Source organism: Pantoea sp. X-Soil-YNGN-775, assembly GCF_059730575.1.
The window spans coordinates 2,678,041-2,695,026 of sequence record NZ_AP035945.1; the positions used below are offsets into that span (position 1 = coordinate 2,678,041).

At 54.3% G+C, this 16,986-nt stretch carries 14 protein-coding genes and 1 pseudogene; 9 read left to right on the forward strand and 6 right to left on the reverse strand.

The window, feature by feature from the left end:
- Position 1: 1 nt before the first annotated feature.
- Together AC6I8I_RS12600 and AC6I8I_RS12605 are read right to left on the reverse strand one after the other, a co-directional pair.
- Positions 2–1,051 carry a DNA cytosine methyltransferase gene (locus AC6I8I_RS12600; protein WP_497827920.1) on the reverse strand — a complete coding sequence of 350 codons (1,050 nt, stop codon included), beginning with the start codon at positions 1,049–1,051 and terminating at the stop codon, positions 2–4.
- A 250-nt stretch (positions 1,052–1,301) separates the two neighbouring features.
- Positions 1,302–2,604: pseudogene (locus tag AC6I8I_RS12605) on the reverse strand (site-specific integrase).
- A 484-nt stretch (positions 2,605–3,088) separates the two neighbouring features.
- On the opposite strand from AC6I8I_RS12605, the gene AC6I8I_RS12610 reads away from it, so the two are divergent.
- Both AC6I8I_RS12610 and AC6I8I_RS12615 read left to right on the forward strand, forming a co-directional pair.
- A complete protein-coding gene (locus AC6I8I_RS12610; protein ID WP_312055507.1) occupies positions 3,089–3,286 on the forward strand; it encodes a hypothetical protein in 198 nt (65 codons plus the stop codon).
- Between the two features lie 98 nt (positions 3,287–3,384).
- The gene (locus tag AC6I8I_RS12615) at positions 3,385–4,344 is read left to right on the forward strand and encodes an AEC family transporter (RefSeq protein WP_312055460.1); all 960 of its coding nucleotides are present in this window, start codon (positions 3,385–3,387) and stop codon (positions 4,342–4,344) included.
- Between the two features lie 53 nt (positions 4,345–4,397).
- Here the strand turns inward: AC6I8I_RS12615 and ahpF are convergent, their stop codons facing one another.
- Both ahpF and ahpC read right to left on the reverse strand, forming a co-directional pair.
- Positions 4,398–5,966, reverse strand: a complete 1,569-nt coding sequence (gene ahpF, locus AC6I8I_RS12620; RefSeq protein WP_312055459.1) for an alkyl hydroperoxide reductase subunit F — start codon at positions 5,964–5,966, stop codon at positions 4,398–4,400.
- A 71-nt stretch (positions 5,967–6,037) separates the two neighbouring features.
- Positions 6,038–6,601 (reverse strand): alkyl hydroperoxide reductase subunit C, encoded by a 564-nt coding sequence (ahpC, locus tag AC6I8I_RS12625; RefSeq protein WP_010617942.1) that lies wholly within the window; start codon positions 6,599–6,601, stop codon positions 6,038–6,040.
- Between the two features lie 237 nt (positions 6,602–6,838).
- On the opposite strand from ahpC, the gene AC6I8I_RS12630 reads away from it, so the two are divergent.
- Positions 6,839–7,294, forward strand: a complete 456-nt coding sequence (locus tag AC6I8I_RS12630; RefSeq protein WP_497827921.1) for a GNAT family N-acetyltransferase — start codon at positions 6,839–6,841, stop codon at positions 7,292–7,294.
- Here AC6I8I_RS12630 and apbC read toward each other — a convergent pair.
- The gene (gene apbC / locus AC6I8I_RS12635) at positions 7,291–8,403 is read right to left on the reverse strand and encodes an iron-sulfur cluster carrier protein ApbC (protein WP_312055457.1); all 1,113 of its coding nucleotides are present in this window, start codon (positions 8,401–8,403) and stop codon (positions 7,291–7,293) included. The genes AC6I8I_RS12630 and apbC overlap by 4 nt on opposite strands.
- 177 nt (positions 8,404–8,580) lie before the next feature.
- Between apbC and metG the strand changes: the two genes are divergently transcribed.
- The 6 genes from metG (at position 8,581) to sanA (ending at position 15,752) form a co-directional block, all read left to right on the forward strand.
- Positions 8,581–10,614: a methionine--tRNA ligase gene (metG, locus tag AC6I8I_RS12640; RefSeq protein WP_312055456.1), complete on the forward strand. Its 2,034-nt coding sequence runs from the start codon at positions 8,581–8,583 to the stop codon at positions 10,612–10,614.
- Positions 10,615–10,842: 228 nt separating this feature from the next.
- Positions 10,843–11,235 (forward strand): CidA/LrgA family protein, encoded by a 393-nt coding sequence (locus AC6I8I_RS12645; RefSeq protein ID WP_497827922.1) that lies wholly within the window; start codon positions 10,843–10,845, stop codon positions 11,233–11,235.
- On the forward strand, positions 11,228–11,920 hold the full coding sequence (locus AC6I8I_RS12650; RefSeq protein ID WP_031377135.1) for a CidB/LrgB family autolysis modulator: 693 nt from the start codon (positions 11,228–11,230) through the stop codon (positions 11,918–11,920). Before AC6I8I_RS12645 ends, AC6I8I_RS12650 begins: the two co-directional genes overlap by 8 nt.
- Before the next feature lie 120 nt (positions 11,921–12,040).
- Positions 12,041–12,931 (forward strand): cytidine deaminase, encoded by an 891-nt coding sequence (gene cdd, locus AC6I8I_RS12655; protein WP_312055455.1) that lies wholly within the window; start codon positions 12,041–12,043, stop codon positions 12,929–12,931.
- A gap of 269 nt (positions 12,932–13,200) precedes the next feature.
- Entirely contained in the window at positions 13,201–14,898 is a 1,698-nt protein-coding gene (locus AC6I8I_RS12660) for an NAD-dependent malic enzyme (RefSeq protein ID WP_312055454.1), read from the forward strand.
- 134 nt (positions 14,899–15,032) lie between these two features.
- Positions 15,033–15,752, forward strand: a complete 720-nt coding sequence (gene sanA, locus AC6I8I_RS12665) for an outer membrane permeability protein SanA (protein WP_312055453.1) — start codon at positions 15,033–15,035, stop codon at positions 15,750–15,752.
- Between the two features lie 214 nt (positions 15,753–15,966).
- Here the strand turns inward: sanA and mglC are convergent, their stop codons facing one another.
- Positions 15,967–16,977, reverse strand: coding sequence for a galactose/methyl galactoside ABC transporter permease MglC (gene mglC, locus AC6I8I_RS12670; protein WP_312055452.1), 1,011 nt, complete (start codon positions 16,975–16,977; stop codon positions 15,967–15,969).
- Positions 16,978–16,986 lie beyond the last annotated feature (9 nt).

Sequence of the window (16,986 nt, forward strand, 5' to 3'; positions counted from 1 at the left end):
TTTATTCCCTATTCTGTTTTTCCGACTTATTCAAATGCTCAATAATCTTGGTTGCATGTGCACAAATAAAGGCAGGTGGTAAGGCATTGCCGATCATCAGTGCAGCGAACTCTCTTCCACTATCCAGCGAGAAGGCATAATTTTTTGGAAAAGTTTGAAGCGCGGCAGCTTCACGCAATGTGATAGATCTATCTTGTTCAGGATGTAAAAAACGGCCCTTTGAAGGATTAGTACACCCACCGGTAATGGTTGGAGAAACTTTATCCCATGACATTCGTCCATAAACATCTTTATATCCATCTGGATTTTTCAAATGGCAAGGTAGCCAAAACTGTTTCGGTAAATCTGCTCTCGAACCACCATTTTTAGGAATGTTTCTTATCATCGCTTTAATTTTATCGGTTCTGTTCGGAATAAAGTCATGAAGATTGTCATTACCTTCACCAGGAACATGAAAATCTGCGATTGCATCTTTTACAGTCTTTGGAGAGGCTACTTTTAAAGGCTCGTCGATATCACCAAACTTAGATGCGATAAGGATCATTCTTTTTCTGCGTTGAGGAACGCCATAACAAGCGGTATCTTTCACTTGCAATGTTTTTTCACCGATGACATACCCACGATCACGTAGCTCGGCAATGACCTTAGTAATCCTCTCATCTTTAGCCAGAGCAGGAACGTTCTCGATCATGACTGTTTTAGGTTCAAAAGCCCTCACAAACCTCATTAAATCAAAAATAAGGTCATTTCTAATATCTTCAACTGAAGTACATTTGTTTCGAGTGCGATGAGATGAGAAACCTTGGCATGGAGGGCAACCCGCTAATAAATCCAACTCCCCTGGTTGAAGCTGCAACTCCTCCATAATTTTTAGAGGGTTTAACGTGCGAATATCAGCTTCATAGAGAATATGATCGGCATGGTTAATTCTGTAAGTTTTTGCAGCAACCGCTTCAAGCTCGACACCAGCGATAACTTTAAAGCCAGCATCTTTTAAACCGCATGTCAACCCACCAGCACCGCAGAATAGGTCAATTGCTGTGAAATTCATTGATTAGATCCATGTTTTCATTCCTTTCTACAATTTTGACATAGTATCAATTACATGAAAAGTAAAGAAAAAAATCCAATTGGTATCAATAGGTTAAAAACCATCATACACATATCACTAACCCTTTGATCCAGTAGAGATAAGCTCCATTCAGAAGAGCTGACTCACAACCCGTTTCCCTGCAATCTTACTGGGTAAAGTATATTTATCACACAGTAAATGCTGTTGCACTATCAGGACCTACAGTTCGTTAATTTGTCCAACTCAAACCATCTATCACATAGCAAATCGTAGATAGCGGAAATATATGTAGATAGCGCTTAGTTATTCCCCCACTCTTCTCATGACCAACAGTCTGCTGAAGATGAAGAATGTTAGTAACCCAGCCAGCCATTGCAGCAGAACAGACCGAGTGACGGATAGAATGCAGTAACCGCCGTTGTCCATAATCGTCCAGATAAGGAATACCCAATTGATCTCGAACATCAGCAAACACTTTACCGATCTTCGTCATGTTCGTACCTGCCACTTCTGAAAAAATCCGCTCTTTCCATTGGCGATCAACGTAATCCATGAACCCCCATTCGATTAACTTAGGGTGGATGACTACCTGCCTTGTGGCATTCTCCGTTTACCCTTCCCTCCCTCAGCAATCAGGAAATAATAACGCTGACTATCTTCGTCGAACTTGATCTGTGACTTCTCCAGTTTTCCTCTCTCACTTCTTCTTGCTCCAGTATATGCCAATAACAACGTGCTCCATTTTTGCCAGTTATCAGGCTGCTTTAGTGCCCACCCTACAAACTTTTTCATCTCAGCTGTGCTGTATGCACCAAATCTCGCTTTCGATGGTGCAGCCGCTACGCCATCAGTTGGCGACTTAGTTAGAATGTCTTTGCTTTCGGTGAGGAAGGTTTTGAAGAGTGATTTATACAGTTTGAGATGCTTATGGATGGCCTCAACGCCTACCAGTTGCTCCAGTGGAACATCATCGCATTCAATCAGTTGCTGAATCGACATTGAGCGGTAAGGCTGAACAACACGCTTAGGCAGGTTTTCAATAACTTCCATCACCTGTTTGATGTCCTGCTTAGTGATCACCCTTACATCAGTTCCCCTCCTAAGATCGTTAACAGCACGTCCATGTATCACTCATTTGCCATTGAGATAGATTTCGTCCAGTTGCGTCCCTTTTCGTCTTTGGACATCGTCCACGCATCCGAGAGAGTTAGCACTTTTTCCGGTTCGGCTGGCGGTTGAGATTCCACGATTTCAACAGGAGGAGCTATCTGCTGGTGGGGCAAAAGTGGATTTCTCGCAGCCTTACGTTCTGACGCAATCAGATTAGACAAAAATGATTCGAACACGAGGATCGGCGTAGCTAATGACTTAACAAAAGGAATATGCGGAGTAACGCCAATCATCAAAGCAGTTACTTAACGATAGCTGTCAGTGAGGAGGGATTTCTTATACATCCTGCCATTGGAAAGCCGGATTTGCAGGTAGTAGTTACCATTTTTCTGAAATGTGTATGGAAGAGTTCTGTACCCCATAAATACACCCTTTTTGTACCTCAAGTGCATTGCGCACAAACAAAAAGAGAGTCAATCTCACGATAAGTAGGCCAAATTTTGGCCCCCTACGCTGGCATTATCCAGTTCAGGTAATACGGGTATTTCTCAGCCTTTACAAAGAAGGACAACCCGAGTCGTGTTACAGCCTGCAGCATAAGGAGGTGGCGCCGCGAAAGCAAGCCACAGCCACGTCACCCATCCTCGCGCCGCTGACACTTCACATGATCCTGATCAATTCTCGCTACGGCAAAAACAGGCTTAATGCTGCGGGCCATAAAACTACCTCTTTTGAGGTAGCCATTTAAGCCAGAGCACAGGTGCTGCCCATCGCGGCATCGGGTTCCGCCCATAAGCGGTAGCCAGCCATAATAATTAGCCTGCGTAGAGCATCGCCGAAAAAACACCTCATTTCATGGAGTTAAACCACTCCAGGAGCGGAACTTCATACTATTCAGGATGTATGATGCGATTGTCAGCGCTTATTCCACACCGTCATCGATGGCAGGACATTATTATCGAACGCCGCGGCGCTATCGCGCCAAACGGCAGATACTATCTTTCCACCTATATTTCCGCCCGCTGTCTGCGCTGCGGCGAAACAATTCATCGTGTTTATTATCGGGATATCAGCGATCAACAGGCGCGCCGCTGGCTGGGATAGCGGCCCTGACGGCGAGCGGCTCAGACAAAGTTAAAGTTAACAGTTAGTTAGCAATTTGTTAGTCTGGTAACTAATCATCGTCTGACCAGACTCTCTCTATGCCACTGCTGTTTGAAAGCTTAAGTCATCAAATCTATCTGTCCGCACCGCTGTTTATTCTTATCCTGCTGGGCTACGGCCTGACGCGATTGGGTAAATGGCCCGCCAGCATCAGCGAAGGGATGAACCGCTTCGTGTTCAACGTCGCGCTGCCCTGCATGCTGTTTGGCGTGATGAGCCATTTCTACCAGAGCCCGCCGGTTGACGCGCGGCTGCTGCTGGCCTTTTTTGGCAGCTGCCTGCTGGTATTTATCGTCGGCCGGATAGTGGCAAAACGGCTGTTTAAGCTGGATGGCGTTGCTGGCTCGGTCTTCGCGCTGGGCGGCATCTTTTCCAATAACGTGATGCTCGGCATTCCGGTGGCGACGGTGCTGCTGGGGCCAGCGTCCCTGCCCTCGGTGGCGCTGGTGCTGGTGTTTAACAGCCTGATCCTCTGGACCCTGCTGACAATCTCGGTTGAGTGGGCGAAACAGGGCAGCTTCTCGCTGCAGGGGCTGGGACGCACCGCGATCGGCGTGCTGAAGAATCCGCTGATTATTGGCATTCTCAGCGGTACCGGCTGGAGCTTTTTGCAGCGTCCGCTGCCGCTGCTGGCCGCGGAACCGCTGCGGATGCTGGGATCGATCGCCGCCCCGCTGTCGCTGGTTACTCTTGGCATGAGCCTCGCTCATTACCGGGTGCGGGAAGGACTGAAAGAGAGTTATACCCTCTGCCTGCTCAAGCTGGTGCTGCAACCGATGACGGTGTGGGCCATCGCCTGGCTGACCGGCCTGCCGCCGCTGGAGAGTAAAGTGGTGGTGCTGCTGGGATCGATGGCGGTCGGGGTCAACGTCTACCTGATGTCGCAGAAGTTTAATGTGATTACCGGCCCGGCCGCTGCCAGCATGCTGTTTTCGACGCTGTTTGCTGCGGTGACCACGCCGCTGTGGATGATGCTGATGACGCTGGCGGGATATTAAAAAAAAAGCCCCTCAACATCAGTCGAGGGGCTGTTGCGTGGCTATCGCAAAACTTATTCAGCCGCTTTGGTACGAATCAGGTAATCAAAGGCGCTCAGTGAGGCTTTCGCACCCTCGCCGCTGGCGATGATGATCTGCTTGTACGGAACCGTGGTACAGTCACCCGCCGCGAACACGCCTTTCAGGCTGGTTTCGCACTTGGCATCAATGATGATTTCGCCCATTTTGTTGCGCTCAACCGCGCCTTCCAGCCATGGAGTATTAGGCAGCAGGCCGATCTGAACGAAGATGCCGGACAGCGCCAGTTCGTGCGTGGTCTGGCTGGTACGGTCGATATACTGCAGACCGGTCACCTTGCTGCCGTCGCCTTTCACTTCGGTGGTCTGGGCATTCAGGATCACATCCACGTTTTTCAGGCTGCGCAGTTTATCCTGCAGCACCTGGTCAGCGCGCATTTCACCGGCAAACTCCAGCAGCGTCACATGTTCAACAATACCGGCCAGGTCAATCGCCGCTTCAACGCCAGAGTTACCGCCGCCGATGACTGCGGTGCGCTTGCCTTTAAACAGCGGGCCGTCACAGTGTGGGCAGTAGGTGACGCCTTTGGTGCGATACTCTTCTTCGCCCGGCACACCCATGTTACGCCAGCGTGCGCCGGTCGCCAGGATGATGCTGCGTGATTTCAGTACCGCGCCGGAAGCAGTTTCAACCGCATGCAGGCCACCCACAGCAGCAGCCGGGATCAGCTTGATCGCGCTCTGGCTCTCAATCACATCAACATTGTAATCATCGACGTGAGCGCGCAGTGAGCCCGCCAGTTTTGCCCCTTCGGTTTTCGGCACAGAAATATAGTTTTCGATATCAACGGTGTCCAGCACCTGGCCACCGAAACGCTCGCCCATCAGACCGGTACGAATGCCTTTACGGGCAGAATAGATCGCTGCTGCTGCGCCCGCCGGGCCGCTACCGATAATCAGTACGTCATACGCATCACGCTTGTTCAGCTCTTCTGCGGCACGTTTGTCGGCGTTGGTGTCTACTTTGCTGACGATTTCCGCCAGGCTCATGCGACCCTGACCAAACTCTTTACCGTTGAGGTAAACCGCCGGCACGCCCATCACGTTGCGTTCCTGAATTTCATTCTGGAACAGGCCACCGTCAATCGCGGTGTGGCTGATGCGTGGATTCAGCACCGCCATCAGGTTCAGCGCCTGTACCACGTCAGGGCAGTTGTGGCATGACAGCGAATAGTAGGTTTCGAAATGGAAATCGCCATCCAGCGCGACAACCTGATCCAGCAGGCTCTGCGCTTCTTTTGACGGATGCCCACCGGTCTGCAACAGCGCCAGCACCAGTGAGGTAAATTCGTGACCCAGTGGCGAACCGGCAAAACGCGGACCGCTGTTCGAGCCTGGGTTAGTGATTAAAAACGATGGCTTGCGGACCTGACGATCGTTCTCTTCGCGGAAGCTGACCTTATCAGACAGGCCTGCGATATCGACCAACAGCTCACGGATCTCGGTTGATTTGGCACCCTCGTCCAGAGTGGCAATCAACTCAACAGGTTTGGTTAATTTCTCAAGGTAGGCCTTGAGTTGCGTCTTCAAATTTGTGTCGAGCATAGTGATATCCTGGTCAAAAAATCGGGTGCCGTGGCACCCGATGAGAGAAAGATCGAAAGGCCGAAGCGGGATTAGATTTTGCCAACCAGGTCCAGAGATGGAGCCAGTGTTGCATCACCTTCTTTCCATTTCGCCGGGCACACTTCGCCTGGGTGAGAAGCAACGTACTGTGCCGCTTTCACTTTGCGCAGCAGGTCAGACGCGTCACGGCCGATACCTTCAGCAGTGATTTCGATCGCCTGGATGATGCCTTCCGGGTCAACGATGAACGTACCACGGTCAGCCAGGCCTTCCGCTTCACGCATGATTTCGAAGTTACGGGTCAGCGCGCCAGTCGGGTCGCCGATCATTGCGTACTGGATCTTGGCGATGGTGTCTGAAGAACCGTGCCAGGCTTTGTGGGTAAAGTGGGTGTCAGTTGAAACGGAGTAGATATCTACGCCCAGTTTCTGGAACTCTTCGTAGTGATCGGCCACGTCGCCCAGTTCGGTCGGGCAAACGAAAGTGAAGTCAGCCGGGTAGAAGAAGAACACACTCCATTTACCTTCAACGTCTTTCTCGGTTACGTCGATGAACTCGCCGTTTTTGAATGCTGCGTTTTTAAACGGCTTGATTTTGGTATTGATAATAGACATCTGATGGCCTCCGTTGAATTATGTGATGTACGTTACAGAATTTTCGGGCCAACATCTAATATGCAGTCGTTATCAATCAAATAAACGAAAGCTATCAAACGCGGAAAGCTGGGTGCTCTCTGGCCCGCGAGGCAGTGTACAGGGAATGCCGGGACAATTAACCCGCTTTATACTTTTCAAATCTTTTCGGCCAATCGCTGCTAGCTTTGTAAGACCGGAGATAAAGGGAGCTGACTTGTGGAGATTCGTCCGTTTACTGAAGCCGATCGGCCTTTTTTGCGTACGCTGTTTCTGGCGGCGCGGCGGCATAACTGGCGCTGGCTGGATGGCAGCGAGTGGCAGCTGGAAGATTTTGATAGTGTCATCCTCGGTGAAACCGTACTGGTGGCGGAATGTGACGGTCAGCGCGTCGGATTTGCCGGCCTGCTGGAGAATGATAATTTCCTGCACAGCCTGTATGTCGATCCCGACTGGCAGGGCCGCGGCGCAGGCAGCGCGTTGCTGGAAGCGGTTCAGGCGCGCTTTACCTCGACCGGGGCGCTGAAGTGCCTGACGAAGAACAAAGCGGCGCAGGCATTTTATCTGAAGCACGGCTGGAAGATGATTGCGCAGGGCGAAGGGGAACAGGGAGGCTATGTGCTGATGCACTACCCGCTGGCGTCTGAATACACCAGCGGGTCGGGTCGGGCTTAAAGTGCGCGGAAGGCGATGTCGCCAGGAATGACCTCGCCCTGCCAGTAAAGCTGGGCGGCGACCCGTCCGGCAAGCTGGCGGTAGAGCGCGGTGAATTCACTGTCCGGACGGCTGATCACCGTCGGCTGGCCCGCATCCAGATCTTCACGCAGGTTAATGTGCAACGGCAGCTGTGCCAGCAGCTGCGTGTGGTAATCAGCCACCAGCTTTTGCGCCCCGCCAGTGCCGAAAATCGGTTCGTGGAAGCCACACTGGCTGCAGATGTGCAGGCTCATGTTCTCGACCACGCCCAGCACCGGCACGCTGACTTTTTCAAACATCACGATGCCTTTGCGGGCGTCGATCAGCGCAATATCCTGCGGCGTGGTGACCACCAGCGCGCCGGTCACCGGGACATTCTGCGCCAGCGTCAGCTGGATATCGCCGGTGCCCGGTGGCATATCCAGCACCAGATAATCCAGCTCCGGCCACATCGTCTCGTTCAGCAGCTGCATCAGCGCTTTGCTGGCCATCGGCCCGCGCCACACCATCGCGTTATCGTCAGTCACCAGATAGCCAATCGAGTTGGTGGCCAGCCCGTGCGCCATAATCGGTGCCATGTGGGTGCCATCGGGTGAAGTTGGCCGTTCATGTTCGGTGCCCAGCATGTTGGGCACCGAGGGGCCATAGATATCGGCGTCGAGGATACCGACGCGCGCGCCCTCGGCGGCCAGCGCCAGCGCCATATTGACCGCAGTGCTGGATTTGCCCACGCCACCTTTACCTGAGCTGACGGCGATAATATTTTTCACGCCGTTAACGCCAGGCTGGTTTTTCACCCGCTTCAGAGTGGCGATATCATGGCTTAAACGCCAGTCAATCGCGCGCGTGCCGGTCAGGCGCAGCAGCTCGGCGCTGGTCTGCGCCTTCAGCTCTTCAAAGGCGCTAGCCCAGGCGAACGGCATGATCAGCTCGATATGCAGCTTACCGTCCAGCTGTGCCACGTGATGCAACGCTTTCAGCGCGGTGAGATTCTGTTGCAGCGTCGGATGCTCAAAGCCTCTCAGTACGCCGACCACGATGGCGCGCAGCGCTTCAGGCGTATGCGGTTCCCGGGATTGTACTGTCATCCCCCACTCCTTTTTTATGCTGTTCTTACGCTGAGCTTCAGCGATGTATTTTCAATGATATCAGATGGCCACCGTTTCGCGGCGACTGCCGGTGGCGAATCCCTTGTGTTTACGCCAGCGGAGCCTTCGGTTACCATCTAAGCCCGTTTTTTCAATCAACAGAAAGCTACGCAAACTATGACTCAAGTCGCTAAAAAAATTCTGGTAACCTGCGCGCTGCCGTACGCGAACGGATCAATCCATCTCGGCCATATGCTCGAGCATATCCAGGCAGACATTTGGGTGCGTTACCAGCGAATGCGTGGCAATCAGGTTTACTTCATCTGCGCTGATGACGCGCACGGCACGCCGATTATGCTGAAAGCCCAGCAGCTGGGTATTGCGCCAGAGCAGATGATTGCTGAAATGAAACAAGAGCATGAAGCCGATTTTGCCGGTTTCAACGTCAGCTATGACAACTATCACTCAACCCACGGTGAAGAGAACCGCCAGCTGTCGGCGCTGATCTATGGTCGCCTGAAAGAGAACGGTTTTATTAAGAACCGCACCATTTCTCAGCTCTACGATCCGGAAAAAGGGATGTTCCTGCCGGACCGTTTTGTTAAAGGCACCTGCCCGAAATGTAAGTCTGCCGATCAGTACGGTGATAACTGTGAAGTCTGCGGCGCGACCTACAGCCCGACCGAACTGATTGATCCAAAATCGGTGGTCTCCGGTGCGACGCCGGTGCTGCGCGATTCAGAACACTTCTTCTTTGATCTGCCATCATTCAGCGCCATGCTGCAGGCCTGGACCCGTTCCGGTGCATTGCAGGATCAGGTCGCTAATAAGATGCAGGAGTGGTTCGAATCGGGCCTGCAGCAGTGGGATATCTCACGTGACGCGCCCTATTTCGGCTTTGAAATCCCGGATGCGCCAGGCAAATATTTTTACGTCTGGCTGGATGCGCCGATCGGCTACATGGGCTCGTTCAGGAACCTGTGCGACAAGCGTGGCGATATCGACTTCGACGAATTCTGGCGTAAAGATTCCACCACCGAGCTGTATCACTTTATCGGTAAAGATATCGTCTACTTCCACAGCCTGTTCTGGCCAGCGATGCTGGAAGGCAGCGACTTCCGCAAACCGAACAACCTGTTTGTCCACGGTTATGTGACGGTCAATGGCGCCAAGATGTCGAAATCGCGCGGCACCTTTATTAAAGCCAGCACCTGGCTGCAGCATCTGGATGCAGACAGCCTGCGTTACTACTACGCGGCAAAACTCTCTTCACGCATCGACGACATCGACCTGAACCTGGAAGATTTCGTTCAGCGCGTCAACGCTGACATCGTCAATAAAGTGGTGAACCTGGCGTCACGTAACGCCGGCTTTATCACCAAACGCTTTGACGGCAAGCTGGCGGCTGAACTGGCCGATCCGGCGCTCTATCAGACCTTTGTTGATGCGTCAGAGAAGATCGGTGAAGCCTGGGCGAGCCGCGAATACAGCCGCGCGATCCGCGAAATCATGGCGCTGGCTGACCTGGCAAACCGCTACGTTGATGAGCAGGCACCGTGGGTGGTCGCGAAGCAGGAAGGCCGCGACGCCGATCTGCAGGCGATCTGCTCGATGGGGATTAACCTGTTCCGCGTGCTGATGACCTGGCTGAAGCCGGTGCTGCCGTCGCTGAGCGCGCGCGCAGAAGGCTTCCTTAACTGCGAACTGAGCTGGGATGCGATTCCGCAGCCGCTGCTGGATCATCAGGTTGCGCCATTTAAAGCGCTCTATAGCCGGATTGAAATGGCGAAGGTCGAGGGTCTGATTGAGGCGTCGAAAGAGGATGCCGCCGCGGCCAGCGCCCCGGCGGTTAGCGGTCCGCTGGCAGATGCGCCGGTTGGTGACACCATCACCATCGATGACTTCGCTAAAGTCGACATGCGGGTAGCGCTGATTGAGCAGGCGGAGCTGGTCGATGGCTCAGACAAGCTGTTGCGTCTGCAACTCGACCTGGGTGGCGAGAAGCGTCAGATTTTCTCCGGCATTCGTGCGGCCTATCCCGATCCGTCGGTGCTGGTCGGCAAGATGACTATCATCGTTGCTAACCTGGCGCCGCGTAAAATGCGCTTTGGCATCTCCGAAGGGATGGTGCTGTCGGCGGGACCGGGCGGTAAAGATCTGTTTGTCCTGTCGGTAGACAGCGGTGCGGTACCGGGTATGCCGGTCAAGTAATCCCACACGCTTGACTCCCCTTACGCCAGGTTGCCGGTGCAAGGGGAGCTTCCGCTTTATCTCTGCAATTCAGCCGTCCGGTTTTCCCTCCGTGCTTTTTGGTTTCTTCTCCGCTCTGCTTTGTCTGTTTAACGCTAACTCAGCCGAACCGTCGCGGCTTTTATGTGATCGCTAGCACGCTAAGCGGTTAATGCGTATGATGAAGAACAGTGAAAACAGGAGCCTGTCATGCTCACCGTGCTGTCTGTCTGCGGGCGCTACCTTCGTGCCTTTATCATCATTTATCTCTGCTTATACAGTGGCAACGGCATCGCCTCGCTGCTGCCGATAACCATTCCTGGCAGTATTCTCGGGATGCTGATTCTGTTTGCCCTGCTGGCGTCGCAAATCCTGCCGGTGAGCTGGGTCAAACCGGGCTGCCATCTGATCATTCGCTATATGGCGCTGCTGTTTGTACCGATCAGCGTCGGCGTGATGAGCCACACCGATATTCTCAGCGCCCAGTTTGGTCCAATCGTCATCTCCTGCGTGGTCAGTACTTTTGTGGTGCTGGCGGTAGTCGGCGTCAGCGCCCACCAGTTGCACAGCCGCCGTCCGCTCCGGGAGCCGAACGATGAGTGATATCTGGTGGTCCCTGCCGCTGACCCTCGCGGCGTTCTTTCTGGCACGCAAGCTGGCGCTGACCCTGAAAATCTCGCTGCTTAATCCGCTGCTGGTGGCGATGGCGATCATCATCCCGATCCTGCTGCTGCTGCAGTTGCCCTACTCGCGCTACTTTGCCGGCAGTCAGATTCTTAACCAGCTGCTGCAACCGGCGGTAGTTGCGCTGGCGCTGCCGCTGTATGAGCAGATGCATCAGATTCGCGCCCGCTGGAAGTCGATCATTGGCGTCTGCTTTATCGGGAGCCTGACCGCCATGATATCAGGCACCGCTATCGCCCTGTGGCTGGGCGCCACGCCGGAAATTGCCGCCACCATTATTCCCAAATCAGTCACCACGCCCATCGCGATGGCGGTCTCCGGATCGCTGCACGGCATCCCGGCGATCAGCGCCATCTGCGTATTGATTGCCGGCGTGCTGGGGGCGGTGTTCGGGCATATGCTGCTGAACCTGCTGGGCGTCAAATCGAAAGCGGCGCGCGGTCTGGCGATCGGTAACGCCTCCCATGCGCTCGGAACCGCCCGGGCGGCCGAAGTCGATTATCAGGAAGGGGCGTTCAGTTCACTGGCGCTGGTGATTTGCGGCATCATTACTTCTTTGCTGGCACCGTTTATTTTTCCGTTACTGCTGCACTGGTTTGGCTAAAACTTTGCGATAGATCTCGCAAAGTTGAAACATGCAACACAGGTTGCATTGTCAGAGCTACGGGGATCACATATAAACCGGTGACTGGCATATCGCCCTGCTGAATTTAATGAGGCTCTCATGCATTCACGTTTCCTCTCCGCCTTCGAGGCGTTGCCGTCAACCCTGCAAACCGCGCTGGCTCCGCTGCTGGACGCGCCTGACTTCCAGGCCGTGCTGCGCGCCGACCAGATCGCCTCGCTGCAGCAACAGACTCAGATGGACGCCGATGCGCTGGCGCTGGCGCTACTGCCGCTGGCAGCGGCCTGTGCGGTTGCCACGGTGTCGCACTTTAACGTCGGGGCGATCGCCCGTGGCACCAGTGGTAACTGGTACTTTGGTGCCAACATGGAATTTGTCGGCACTCCGCTGCAACAGACGGTGCATGCTGAGCAAAGCGCGATTACCCACGCCTGGCTGCGCGGTGAACGCCAGCTGGAAACCATCACGGTTAACTACACTCCGTGCGGTCATTGCCGTCAGTTTATGAATGAACTCAACAGCGGTACCGGGATTCGTATTTCGCTGCCACAGCGCGCCATCAGTACCCTGGCCGATTATCTGCCTGACGCCTTTGGCCCGCGCGATCTCGACATCACCACCCTGCTGATGGATGCGGTCGATCACGGTTACAGCGCTGAGGGAGATGCGCTGGTGCAGGCCGCCGTAGCCGCCGCCAATGCCAGCCACGCGCCCTACAGCCAGTCACACAGCGGCGTAGCGCTGGAAACCGAGTCCGGCACCATTGTCACCGGTCGCTATGCTGAGAATGCCGCGTTTAACCCCAGCTTTCCGCCGCTTCAGGCCGCGCTGGTGCTGCTGAATATGCAGGGCGGGCACAGTGGACAGATAAAAAGAGCGGTGCTGGCAGAAGTCGAAAATGCCACGCTGAGCCAGTTTGCCGCCACGCAGGCAACCTTACAGACTTTTGGTTGCGCTGAGCTGCTGTCAGTAAAATTGCACAAAGCATAACCCACTGTCAGAAAGGCCACAGTTTTGTGACCTTTTATGAACAAATGCTGTACTTCTGCGGGAAATTTCATAGGATCTGGCGCCAGAATTCACGTCATGACAAATTACTCTGAATAATTCGGGTTGCAGGATGGCAGCAAGTACGTGAATGATTCGCAGCGGAGACCTGCCGCTGCACTGCTCCTGCAGCCTGAGCTATAACGGGTAAGTAAACTGGCGCTACCTTTCCGGCGTGACGCCAGACAACACTGCAACCGGAGCATTACTGCATGGAACTCGACTACGAAAGTAAACGCCCGCTCTACATCCCTTACGCTGGCCCGATTTTGCTGGAATTCCCCCTCCTCAATAAAGGCAGTGCCTTTAGCATCGAAGAACGTAACGAATTTAATCTCAATGGTCTGCTGCCCGAAGCGGTAGAGTCGATTGAAGAACAGGCGCAGCGTGCCTGGCGTCAGTTCCAGGACTTCAAAAACAATAACGATAAGCACGTCTACCTGCGTAACATCCAGGACACCAACGAAACGCTGTTTTATCGCCTGCTGGACAACCATCTCGAAGAGATGATGCCGATCATCTACACCCCAACCGTTGGCGCCGCCTGCGAACACTTCTCTGAAATCTATCGCCGGGCGCGCGGGGTGTTTATCTCTTACCCGAACCGCGACCGCATCGAAGATATGCTGCAGAACGCCACCAAACAGAACGTGAAGGTGATTGTGGTCACCGACGGCGAGCGCATTCTGGGTCTGGGTGACCAGGGCATCGGCGGCATGGGCATCCCGATCGGTAAGCTGTCGCTCTACACCGCCTGTGGCGGTATCAGCCCGGCCTATACCCTGCCGGTGGTGCTGGATGTCGGTACCAATAATCAGCAGCTGCTGAACGATCCGCTCTACATGGGCTGGCGTCATCCGCGTATTACCGGCGAAGAGTACGACGCTTTCGTTAATGACTTTATTCAGGCGGTTAAACGTCGCTGGCCGAAAGTGCTGTTGCAGTTCGAAGACTTCGCCCAGAAGAACGCCATGCCGTTGCTGAACCGCTATCGCGATGAAGTCTGCTGCTTTAACGACGACATTCAGGGCACCGCCGCAGTTACCGTAGGTACGCTGATCGCCGCCAGCCGCGCAGCTGGCAGCCGCCTGTGCGAACAGAAGGTGGTGTTCCTCGGTGCCGGTTCCGCCGGCTGTGGCATCGCCGAACAGATTATTGCCCAGATGAAATCGGAAGGCCTGAGCGATGAAGAAGCGCGCAGCCGGGTAATGATGGTGGATCGCTTTGGTCTGCTGACCGACAAGCTGCCTAACCTGCTCGATTTCCAGAGCAGACTGGTTCAGAAGAGCGAAAACATTCAGCACTGGGATGTCACCAGTGACGCGATTTCGCTGCTCGACGTGGTGCGCAACGCCCACCCGGATATTCTGATTGGGGTATCGGGTCAGCCAGGGCTGTTCACCGAAGAGATCATCCGCGAGATGCACAAGCACTGCAAACGCCCGATTGTAATGCCGCTGTCGAACCCGACGTCACGCGTTGAAGCCACGCCAGCCGATATCATCGCCTGGACCGACGGTGCCGCGCTGGTGGCCACCGGCAGTCCGTTCTCGCCGGTCAGCTGGAACGGTAAAACCTACCCGATTGCCCAGTGCAACAACTCCTACATCTTCCCGGGAATTGGTCTGGGGGTTATCGCGTCAGGCGCCAGCCGCGTCACCGACACCATGCTGATGACCGCCAGCCGCGCGCTGGCCGACTGCTCACCGCTGGTGAACGATGGCGAAGGTCCGGTACTGCCGGAAATCAAAGATATCCAGGGCGTGTCGAAAATCATCGCTATGGAAGTTGGCAAAGCGGCACAGCTGGCGGGTGTCGCCGTCGTCACCTCTGAAGATGTGCTGTCGCAGGCGATTGCCAACAACTTCTGGCTGCCGCAATACCGTCATTATCGTCGTACCTCGATCTAATCGTGCGCTGCCGGACCGATTCTGGTCCGGCAATGCTCAAAAAGAGACCAGCCAACCGGCACTAACTTGCTTCGCTGCGGCGGCTCAAGTAGCCTTGTGCCATCTCAAATTTCTGACATCGAGTCTCCAGGCGCATGCTGAAACGCGTTTTCATTGGACTGCTTTTCATCATCCTGCTGATGGTGGCGACGGCGCTTGGCCTTGATCGCTGGATCAGCTGGAAAACTGCGCCCTTTATCTACGAGAATGTCTCTTCACTGCCGCACCGCCAGGTGGGAGTGGTGCTGGGCACCGCCAAATATTATCGTACCGGGGTGATCAACCAGTATTACCTCTATCGGATGCAGGGTGCGCTCAACGCCTATAACAGCGGCAAAGTGAACTATCTGCTGCTGAGCGGTGACAATGCGCTGCAAAGCTACAACGAACCGATGACCATGCGCCGCGACTTAATTAAGGCAGGCGTGGATCCGGCGGATATCGTGCTGGACTATGCCGGTTTCCGGACGCTGGATTCGATTGTTCGTACCCGCAAAGTGTTCGATACCAACGACTTCATTATCATCACTCAACGCTTCCACTGTGAGCGGGCGCTGTTTATCGCCCTGCAGCTCGGCATTCAGGCGCAGTGTTATGCCGTGCCCTCGCCGAAAAACATGCTCAGCGTGCGTTTCCGTGAGGTCGGTGCGCGGCTGGGCGCGCTGGCTGACCTGTTCCTGCTGAAGCGAGAGCCACGCTTCCTTGGGCCGCTGGTGCCGATTCCGGCGGTACGTGAAGTGCCGGAAGATGCGCAAAGTTATCCGGCGGTGACGCCAGAACAGCTGCTGGATCTGGAGCAGAAGCTGCGTAAATAGCTCACGCACTGCGGCTTGTTACTATGTTGCTGGCTCAGGGAGCAGTTTCAGGCGCTCAGAAAGTCGCTTCAGACGGCTGACAGACCTGAACCAATTTCTGATTTGCCCTTATTCCCTGAGCCGTCCCGATCTCACCGTAACGACGCCAGCACTTTTTCCCATAAAAAAAGCGACCCGAAGGTCGCTCTGTTTTTCTGACTTCATCGCCTGCGCACTATTTTTTGCGCGAGTATTTCAGCGAATCCAGCGCCACGGCGAAGATGATGATGCCGCCTTTGATGATGTACTGCCAGTACGGGTTGACGCCGATATAGGTCAGGCCGTAGTTGATCACGGTGAAGATCAGTACCCCGGTCACCACGCCCGCCACGCTTCCGACGCCGCCGGCGAAGGAGACGCCGCCGACTACGCAGGCAGCAATCGCATCCAGCTCATACATAAAGCCGAGGTTGTTGGTTGCCGAGCCGATACGGCCCGCTTCCAGCATCCCGCCGAAGGCGTAGAACACGCCGGACAGCGCATAGATCATGATCAGGTTCAATGGCACGTTAACGCCAGAGACTTTCGCCGCTTCCGGGTTACCACCGATAGCAAAAATGTTTTTACCGAAGCGGGTTTTGTTCCACAGCACCCAGACAAACACAATCGCAATCACCGCGTAGAAGGTGATGAAAGAGAGTTTGAAGTCACCGAAGCGTAAAAAGCCCTGGGCGAATTTCGAGAAACCGGCATCAAAACCGGCAATCGGTGAGGCGCCAACGAAATCGTAATAGAGCGAGTTAATACCGTAGACGATGATCATGGTGCCCAGAGTGGTAATAAACGGCGTCACCTTGAGGTAGGCAATGATTACGCCGTTTACCAGACCAATTACGCCGCCGATGATGCAGACGGTAAGGATCACCAGTGGAATTGGCACCGTATCCAGCGACGGGAACACCTTGTTGGCGTTGTCCATCGCCTGCAGCAGCGTGGCCGCGACCACCGCTGCCAGACCAACCTGACGACCGGCTGACAGGTCAGTACCCTGAGTGACGATCAGCCCCGCCACACCCAGTGCAATAATAATGCGCACCGAAGATTGGGTCAGGATATTACTCAGGTTCATTAAACTTAAAAATGTCGGGTCCTGGAAAATAATAATAGCCAGCAATACCAGCAGAACGACATAAATGCCGCCCTCTTTTAACCAGGTTAGCGCATTCTTTTTTGTAGTCGCTTTCATGTTAACAGC

Bases quoted from the DNA above. Each gene is read 5' to 3' on its own strand.
- AC6I8I_RS12600 (WP_497827920.1), bottom strand. From the start codon at position 1,051: ATGAATTTCACAGCAATTGACCTATTCTGCGGTGCTGGTGGGTTGACA.
- AC6I8I_RS12610 (WP_312055507.1), top strand. From the start codon at position 3,089: ATGCGATTGTCAGCGCTTATTCCACACCGTCATCGATGGCAGGACATT.
- AC6I8I_RS12615 (WP_312055460.1), top strand. From the start codon at position 3,385: ATGCCACTGCTGTTTGAAAGCTTAAGTCATCAAATCTATCTGTCCGCA.
- ahpF (WP_312055459.1), bottom strand. From the start codon at position 5,966: ATGCTCGACACAAATTTGAAGACGCAACTCAAGGCCTACCTTGAGAAA.
- ahpC (WP_010617942.1), bottom strand. From the start codon at position 6,601: ATGTCTATTATCAATACCAAAATCAAGCCGTTTAAAAACGCAGCATTC.
- apbC (WP_312055457.1), bottom strand. From the start codon at position 8,403: ATGACAGTACAATCCCGGGAACCGCATACGCCTGAAGCGCTGCGCGCC.
- metG (WP_312055456.1), top strand. From the start codon at position 8,581: ATGACTCAAGTCGCTAAAAAAATTCTGGTAACCTGCGCGCTGCCGTAC.
- AC6I8I_RS12645 (WP_497827922.1), top strand. From the start codon at position 10,843: ATGCTCACCGTGCTGTCTGTCTGCGGGCGCTACCTTCGTGCCTTTATC.
- AC6I8I_RS12650 (WP_031377135.1), top strand. From the start codon at position 11,228: ATGAGTGATATCTGGTGGTCCCTGCCGCTGACCCTCGCGGCGTTCTTT.
- cdd (WP_312055455.1), top strand. From the start codon at position 12,041: ATGCATTCACGTTTCCTCTCCGCCTTCGAGGCGTTGCCGTCAACCCTG.
- AC6I8I_RS12660 (WP_312055454.1), top strand. From the start codon at position 13,201: ATGGAACTCGACTACGAAAGTAAACGCCCGCTCTACATCCCTTACGCT.
- sanA (WP_312055453.1), top strand. From the start codon at position 15,033: ATGCTGAAACGCGTTTTCATTGGACTGCTTTTCATCATCCTGCTGATG.
- mglC (WP_312055452.1), bottom strand. From the start codon at position 16,977: ATGAAAGCGACTACAAAAAAGAATGCGCTAACCTGGTTAAAAGAGGGC.